The 7,149-nt window shown below is 41.6% G+C and carries 5 protein-coding genes; all 5 read right to left on the minus strand.

Going from position 1 to position 7,149, the window contains the following annotated elements; translation table 11 throughout:
* Nucleotides 1–8 precede the first annotated feature (8 nt).
* The 5 genes from O3664_RS07850 to O3664_RS07870 all read right to left on the minus strand — a co-directional run bounded on the left by O3664_RS07850 (nt 9) and on the right by O3664_RS07870 (nt 6,859).
* Nucleotides 9–626: a hypothetical protein gene (locus O3664_RS07850; protein ID WP_045607326.1), complete on the minus strand. Its 618-nt coding sequence runs from the start codon at nt 624–626 to the stop codon at nt 9–11.
* Between the two features lie 47 nt (nt 627–673).
* The gene (locus O3664_RS07855) at nt 674–3,772 is read right to left on the minus strand and encodes a DEAD/DEAH box helicase (RefSeq protein WP_371613865.1); all 3,099 of its coding nucleotides are present in this window, start codon (nt 3,770–3,772) and stop codon (nt 674–676) included.
* Between the two features lie 92 nt (nt 3,773–3,864).
* A complete protein-coding gene (locus tag O3664_RS07860) occupies nt 3,865–5,031 on the minus strand; it encodes a MalY/PatB family protein (protein WP_049502118.1) in 1,167 nt (388 codons plus the stop codon).
* A gap of 7 nt (nt 5,032–5,038) precedes the next feature.
* Nucleotides 5,039–6,133: a cystathionine gamma-synthase gene (locus O3664_RS07865; RefSeq protein WP_049516437.1), complete on the minus strand. Its 1,095-nt coding sequence runs from the start codon at nt 6,131–6,133 to the stop codon at nt 5,039–5,041.
* Nucleotides 6,134–6,403: 270 nt separating this feature from the next.
* Nucleotides 6,404–6,859, minus strand: coding sequence for a hypothetical protein (locus tag O3664_RS07870; RefSeq protein WP_049516435.1), 456 nt, complete (start codon nt 6,857–6,859; stop codon nt 6,404–6,406).
* Nucleotides 6,860–7,149: the final 290 nt, after the last annotated feature.

Consider the following 7,149-nt stretch of genomic DNA (forward strand, 5'->3'; position numbering starts at 1 on the left):
TTTCTCCCCTATTCCGTAATTCTTGTCAGGTTCAACTCTTGGGCAACCTGACGTTCTTGTTCTTTTTGTTGATTCTTTTTATTGTAGATTTGGCTCTTCTTCAGAAAATCATAGTTGTTTTTCTTTGGGCCTGAAGTTTCTTTTGGCTCAGCTTGAGTCGAAATATTGTTCACTTCTTCCGCCAAGATGTAATGAGACTGGGTCAATTTTTGACTATATTTAACAAATTCACCAGGATTTTCCTTTTGGAAAGGCGCAGTAGGTTGATTGCCCTGTCTATCCAAACGTTGCTGAGAAGGGCGCCTTGTAGGAGTAATATCCTTAGTCAGATAACTTGCTGAACGTTTCTTTTTCAAGTCCGCACGCGCTTCTTCACGTGCCACCTCCGCATAGCTTTTTCCTTCTTTTTTAACTCCTAAACCAGACTTCTTAGGTTTCTCTACGGGCTTTTCAATCTGTTTTACTGGTTTTTCTTCGGTAATAGGGGCCCACTCCAGATAATTCTTATCACGGTATTCTCCCTTGATATTACTGATAAAGTCAGATTCATCATAGAGGTCCATAACCGGCATCTCAGTCAACATGATCTCATCATCTGACACCAATGGAAATCGTTCTTCTCTCATTTTCTATTTCCTTTCAACACTTCATTATAGCGTATTGTCTTGATTTTTCAAGTGCTGGCTTCAGAAATTCCCAAAATTTCTCTAATTTCTGCTAGGCTGAGACTGCCACGTGACTCTGTTCCATCCAATACTTGTGACACTAGATGTTTCTTTTGTTCTTGGAGTTCCTGAATTTTTTCTTCAATGGTTCCCCTGGTCACTAAGCGATAAACCTCAACCGTTTCTTCCTGACCTATCCGATGGGCACGGCCAATAGCTTGCGCTTCCACCGCAGGATTCCACCAAAGGTCAACCAAAATAACCGTATCAGCACCTGTCAGATTCAGACCGACACCACCAGCCTTGAGGGAAATCAGAAAGGCATCTCTTTCCCCTTGGTTAAAGGCTTTGGTCATATCTTGTCTTTCCTTGGCTGGGGTCGAACCGGTAATTTTAAAGGAAGTCAAGCCCAAGTCTGGCAATTCTTGTTCAATTTTCTCCAACATTCCCTTGAACTGCGAGAAAATCAAGACACGGTGTCCGCCGTCTGCCACCTGTAGTAGCAGGTCTCGAAGACTATCCAGTTTACCACTGGCTCCCTTATAATCTTCCATAAAGAGGGCAGGAGTATCACAAATTTGACGCAAGCGCATCAAACCAGATAAAATTTCCACCCGACTTCGCTGAAATTCCTGATCTGAAACTTGAGCTAGACGGTCCCTCATCTGTTGCAACTGGGCTAGGTAGATAGCCTTTTGCTGGTCTTCCAGTTCATTTTTATAAACCACTTCAATCAAGTCTGGCAATTCAGTCAGAACTTCTTCTTTCTTGCGCCGCATCACGAAAGGCTTGATAAACTGAGCCACTCGCTCTGCTGACAATTTCATAAATTCTTTCTTGCTTGGCAGGAGTCCTGGCATGACGATTTGGAAAATAGACCACAACTCACCCAGATGGTTTTCAATAGGAGTTCCTGACAAGGCAAAAACTGACGGCACCACAAATTGTCTCAAGGTCTGGGCAATCTTGGTCTGGGCGTTTTTCATGACCTGAGCCTCATCTAAGAAAAGGAAGTCAAAGGCTATCCCCTGATAAAGATCGCTATCCTGACGGAAGGTGGCATAGCTCGTCATATAGATTTGATGGCTTTCAGCAAGAATCTCTTCACGACTAGCTTTCAAGCCATGAACAACAGCCACATCTAACTGTGGGGCAAATTTCTGAAACTCATCTGCCCAGTTGTAAATCAAACCTGACGGAGCTAAAATCAAAACCCGACTTTCTTTTGTCACTTGACTGGTCAAAAAAGCAATGGTCTGGAGAGTTTTCCCCAATCCCATATCATCAGCCAAAATCCCACCAAAACCATAATGATGGAGCATTTGCAGCCAGCCGATTCCCTTTTCCTGATAATCTCGCAAATCAGCCTGAACCTGAGTTGCTTGCAAAGGAAAGTCCTCTGGATGCGTCAAGTCGTAGGCCAGATTCTGGAATTCTTGTGAAAAAGAAACACGGTCTCGCCCTTCAAAAAGATGAGCTAAACTATAAGTCAAGGATTTTCGAGCCTGCAAGGCCCCATCTTTTAATTCAAACTGCCCCAGTTCCTGTAGATTTTGGCGAATTTTCTTGGTTTCTTCATCAAAAAAGTAGACTTGATTAGACGAATCAATATAAAAATCTTGATTATCAACCAAGGCCTGCATGGCTTGGTCAATTTCCTCTTGGGCAATATCTTGAAAATCAAACTGGATTTCCAAGAGACCTCCCTTGGAAGCAATCTGCACTTGAGGACTCGCTAGACTATATAGTTCTTCTAACTTGTCTGATAGGTTAACATGCCCGAGTTTTTCAAAGACTGGGATGATATCATGGAAGAAATGATAGACAGACTCTGCTTTTAAGGCCTGACGCCAAGATTGAAAGTCCGCTTCAAATCCAGCTGCCAAACAGACTTGGAAAATTCTTTCTTCTAAGTCAGCATCACTCGAAAAGGGTAATTCTTCTAGCTCTTGTCGGCTAGATACCTGTCTATCCCCATAATCAAACTGAATTTCTAAACGAATCCGATTATCCTCTTCCCTGTCAAAGTAAAAAGAGGGAGAAAAAGTTTTGATTTGTAGACGTTCTGGAGCTGAGACGTTCCCCATCTGGCTAAAGAGAGTCAGACAGGAAGCCAACTTATCTCGGTCACTGCTATCAAATTGCAGAAATTTCTTTCCATGTTGATCCAAAGGCAGCGCTTTGATTTCCTTGAGAAGACGCATCTGCTGGTCTGTTAGAAAATAAACCTGTCCTTTATGGAAAAGTACAGCTCCCTGATAAAAGACATTTACCCTCGGACTATCACTGATTTCCATTTCAAAATAATCCGAGTATTCTGTTACTGTAAAGGCAAAGAGATTGGCATCAGCATGCATATCCTGAAAAAGTAGGGTCTGGTAGCTATCCACTTGATGATCAAATTGAAAATGGGGTAAGGTCATCAATAAATTCACACCCTGCTCAAAAAAGGTCAGAGGGAAAAAGAGGTGCCGACCCTGGTTTTGGAAAAAGAGATCTGGAACCAGTCCTTCCTCCACTAGTCCTCGCAAGAAAGTCAGAAGTTCTTGGCTAGCCTCATCAAAGGATTCCCAAGAAAGAGACTCCTCATAAATCTTGCCAATCATATAAGGTTTTCTCTTCTCAACAACTCTTAAAAAAAGTGGAATATCGCGAACGACATAGTATTTTTGGCTATTGATTTGCCCGATTCTCAGGGTCCACAAGATATGATTGGTTCCTGCTTCCACCTGCCCCACAGCCGATAACTCATAGGCTCGTTCTGATTTTGGAGATAAGATTCGGTCCAAAAATTTGCCACCCAAGGTCACCTTGGTTTCAACGGCCTCTTTTTCTTCATGACCTTCTTCCAGACTCTGCAAGATTTCCTGACCACGCTCATCATTTTTTAGAAAATGCTCCAACGCTGCCAAATGCACACAGTAGCCCCTCTTTTGGAAAAAATCGCAGGCACAAAAAACCAAATCATCCTCTAAACTATAGCGCAGTTCCTCTTCTGCAACGCGAGCGTAGAGCCGATTGTTCTTTTCCTTGATAATGTCAACCTTATCAGTTTCATAAAGGGCAACGCCTTCGATACGGACTTTCCCCGGAATCAATTTAGCCATATTTTTACCTTTACCTTATCTTTTTATTATACCATATTTTCCCCTATGAAAATAGCCTTCTAAGGATACTTTTCTCCTAGAAGGCTGGATTTTTAACGTTTGGCAAAAGTCGTCACAATTCGCTGACACACTTCTTGCAGCAGAGATTTAGGCATAGCTACATTGAGACGGGCATGGAGACTTCCTTCCTCCCCAAAATCCAAACCACGATTGAGGATAACCTTGGCTTCATTTCTCAAAAGCTCTTGTAATTTTTCATCAGTCAGATTATAGGCTGAAAAATCAAGCCAAATCAAGTAGGTTCCTTGCGGTTTCATGACCTTGATTTTAGTCTCTTTTCCAAATAGATCCACCACATAATTAATATGGTCTTCAAAGACTTGCTTGAGTTCCTCTAACCAATCTTTACCGTATCGATAGGCAGCTTCTGTCGCCAAATAACCCAAGCCTGAAATTTCATGCTGGTTATTGGCCAACTGGCGTTTCTGGTAAGCCAGTCTCAACTTAGGATTTTCAATAACTGCATATGAATTTTTTGTCCCAGCAATATTAAATGTTTTAGTGGCACTGGTCAAGACGATAGCAAATTCTTTAAAGTCAGGATTGATGGTATTGAAGGAATGATGCTTGTGATCAAAGAGGGCCAAATCTTGGTGAATCTCATCTGAAACCAAGAAAACACCGTGTTTTTGGCAGAGTTGGCCAATCTTCTCCAACACTTCCTTTTCCCACACACGTCCACCAGGATTGTGAGGGTTGCAGAGGATATAGAGTTTGACATTCTCTTCTACCAGATCCTTTTCAAGTTTGTCAAAGTCAATCTCAAACAGACCATCCTTTTCCACCAAAGAATTAGTAATCAATCTGCGGTTATTTAACTTGACACTGCGAGCAAAAGGTGGATAGACCGGTGTGTTAATCAAAACGGCTTCGCCTTCTTTTGTAAAGGCTTGAATAGCTGTGGAGATAGCAGGTACCACACCCTCGATAAAGACAAGAGCCTCTTTGTCAAAGTGGTAACCGTGTTGTGTGGCTTCCCACTTTTGAACTTCCTTAATTAACTCTTCACTGGCATAGGTATAGCCATAAACCAGTTGATCAGCGTAAGTCTGCACGGCTTGGCGGATTTCAGGCAAGACTACAAAGTCCATATCCGCTATCCAAGCTGGTAGGACTTCACTATCCGTTTCTGCTTCTTTCCATTTATAGGTATGGTGCCCTAAACGATTGGGCAGGCTTGTAAAATCATATTTTCCCATCTTTGTCTTATCCTTCCAAGGCTTGGCGCAAATCTGCAATCAAATCTCTAGCATCTTCAATCCCAATTGACAAGCGCAAGAGGTCGTCTGTCAAACCATAAGAATGGCGCACTTCTGCTGGAATATCGGCATGAGTTTGAGTCGTTGGATAAGTAATGAGACTTTCCACCCCACCCAAACTTTCCGCAAAAGAGAAGACCTTAAGACTGTTCAAAATGTGAGGAATGCGTGTTTCATCGGCTACTTTAAAGGAAATCATGCCTCCACGACCAGTGTAGAGAACTTCCTTAACTGCTGGGGAATCCTTCAAAAAGGCAACCACTTCTTGGGCGTTAGCTGTTGAGCGCTCCATACGAAGAGACAAGGTCTTGAGACCACGAATCAATTGATAACTGTCAAATGGAGACAAGACTGCCCCTGTCGTATTGAGATTGTAGAAAAGCTTTTCGTATAATTCTACACTATTGGTCACAACAACTCCAGCCAAGACATCATTGTGGCCTGCCAGATACTTGGTTGCTGAATGAAGAACGATATCTGCTCCCTCTTCAATCGGACGTTGGTAGATAGGGCTGTAGAAGGTATTATCCACAACTACTTTGGCACCCTTAGCATGAGCCAATTTTGCTAGTTTTTCGATATCAAATTCCAACATCAAAGGGTTGGTTGGAGTTTCAATATAGAGAACATCCACGTCCTTCTCCAACTCGGCAGTCAACTCTTCTTCTGTATTGGCATAGGTAAAATGGAAACGGCCTTCTTGCTCCACTTGGTTGAACCAGCGGAAAGAACCACCATAAAGGTCACGGACAGCCAAGACCTTACTACCTACTGGAAAGACACTAAAGGCCAGTACAATAGCTGACATCCCTGAGCTAGTAGCTAGGGCATAGTCTGCGGACTCAATAGCTGCCAAGACTTCTTCTGCCTTACTGCGAGTTGGATTTTTGGTGCGCGTATAGTCAAATCCAGTAGATTTACCAAACTCTGGATGCTGATAGGTCGTTGAAAAATGAAGCGGTGTCACCAAAGCACCTGTCGCTTTATCTGACTTAATACCGGCCTGGGCCAAAATTGTGTTGATGTGTAATTCCTTGCTCATACAATACCTCCAAATCTATAGTAACTATTGTACCACTTATTTTCATCAACTCATTTTCTTCTTTTCAAGAGCTAGTTATAGTTTCAAACTATAGACTTATACTCTTCGAAAATCAAATTCAAACCACGTCAGCGTCGCCTTACCGTACTCAAGTACAGCTTGCGGCTAGCTTCCTAGTTTGCTCTTTTATTTTCATTGAGTATTAGCTAGTAAAGCTAAAAAGAATCCAGAAAAGCTTCCAGATTCTTTTGTGAAAATGATTGCTAGGGTTTACTGTGAACGAAAGAAATCGTGTTGGGCTAAATAGTCATAATGGTCTTTGTTAAATTGATACTGACCTACATGCTGACTAATCCGACCGACATCCACGGAAAAAATATAGACTTCATTTTGATAGTTCCAATTCAGCCTAACTGTATTCAAGACTGGCTTATAAGTAAAATCTTTGACTTGATTCCAAGGCATCTCTACGACTTGATTAGAATGATTTTCTGTTACATCACTGATGTCCATCAAGTAGATTCCCTTAGGTGTGAATGCCAGAATCTTAGGCTTCACACTCGACTGAACATAGTAAGTCCCTCCTATAATGAAGAAATCAATAAAGGATTTCAACCATGTCTTTTTCTTAAAAGCCATCAGAAAATTCTTTTGCCCTTCAATGTGGCAAGTTGAGAGAAATGATTCAATCTGTTTTTCTGTTGCAAACTCCATAATAGCGCCCATGATGTTACCTCCATAAAAATTAGTAAATAGGCAGATAAGAACTCTTCACATAAAAGAAGAACTTATCATTAGTTGCGTTTTATCTTACTTTTCCAGTAGACGACATCCCTCCTATAACATTACCCTAGCATGTGCATACTTCAATCAACATTGGGTAAATTTTCGAACGTAGTTTCTTATATTCATTATAACATAAATTTAATAAAGCAATTAAAAAATGTAAGCACTTTTCTTCCAACTTCGCTACCATTCTATTAAAAAACGACAGCTTCTTTCGAAACCATCGTTTT

Origin of the sequence: Streptococcus sp. 27098_8_109 (assembly GCF_041432295.1) — a bacterium.
Taxonomy (GTDB): domain Bacteria; phylum Bacillota; class Bacilli; order Lactobacillales; family Streptococcaceae; genus Streptococcus.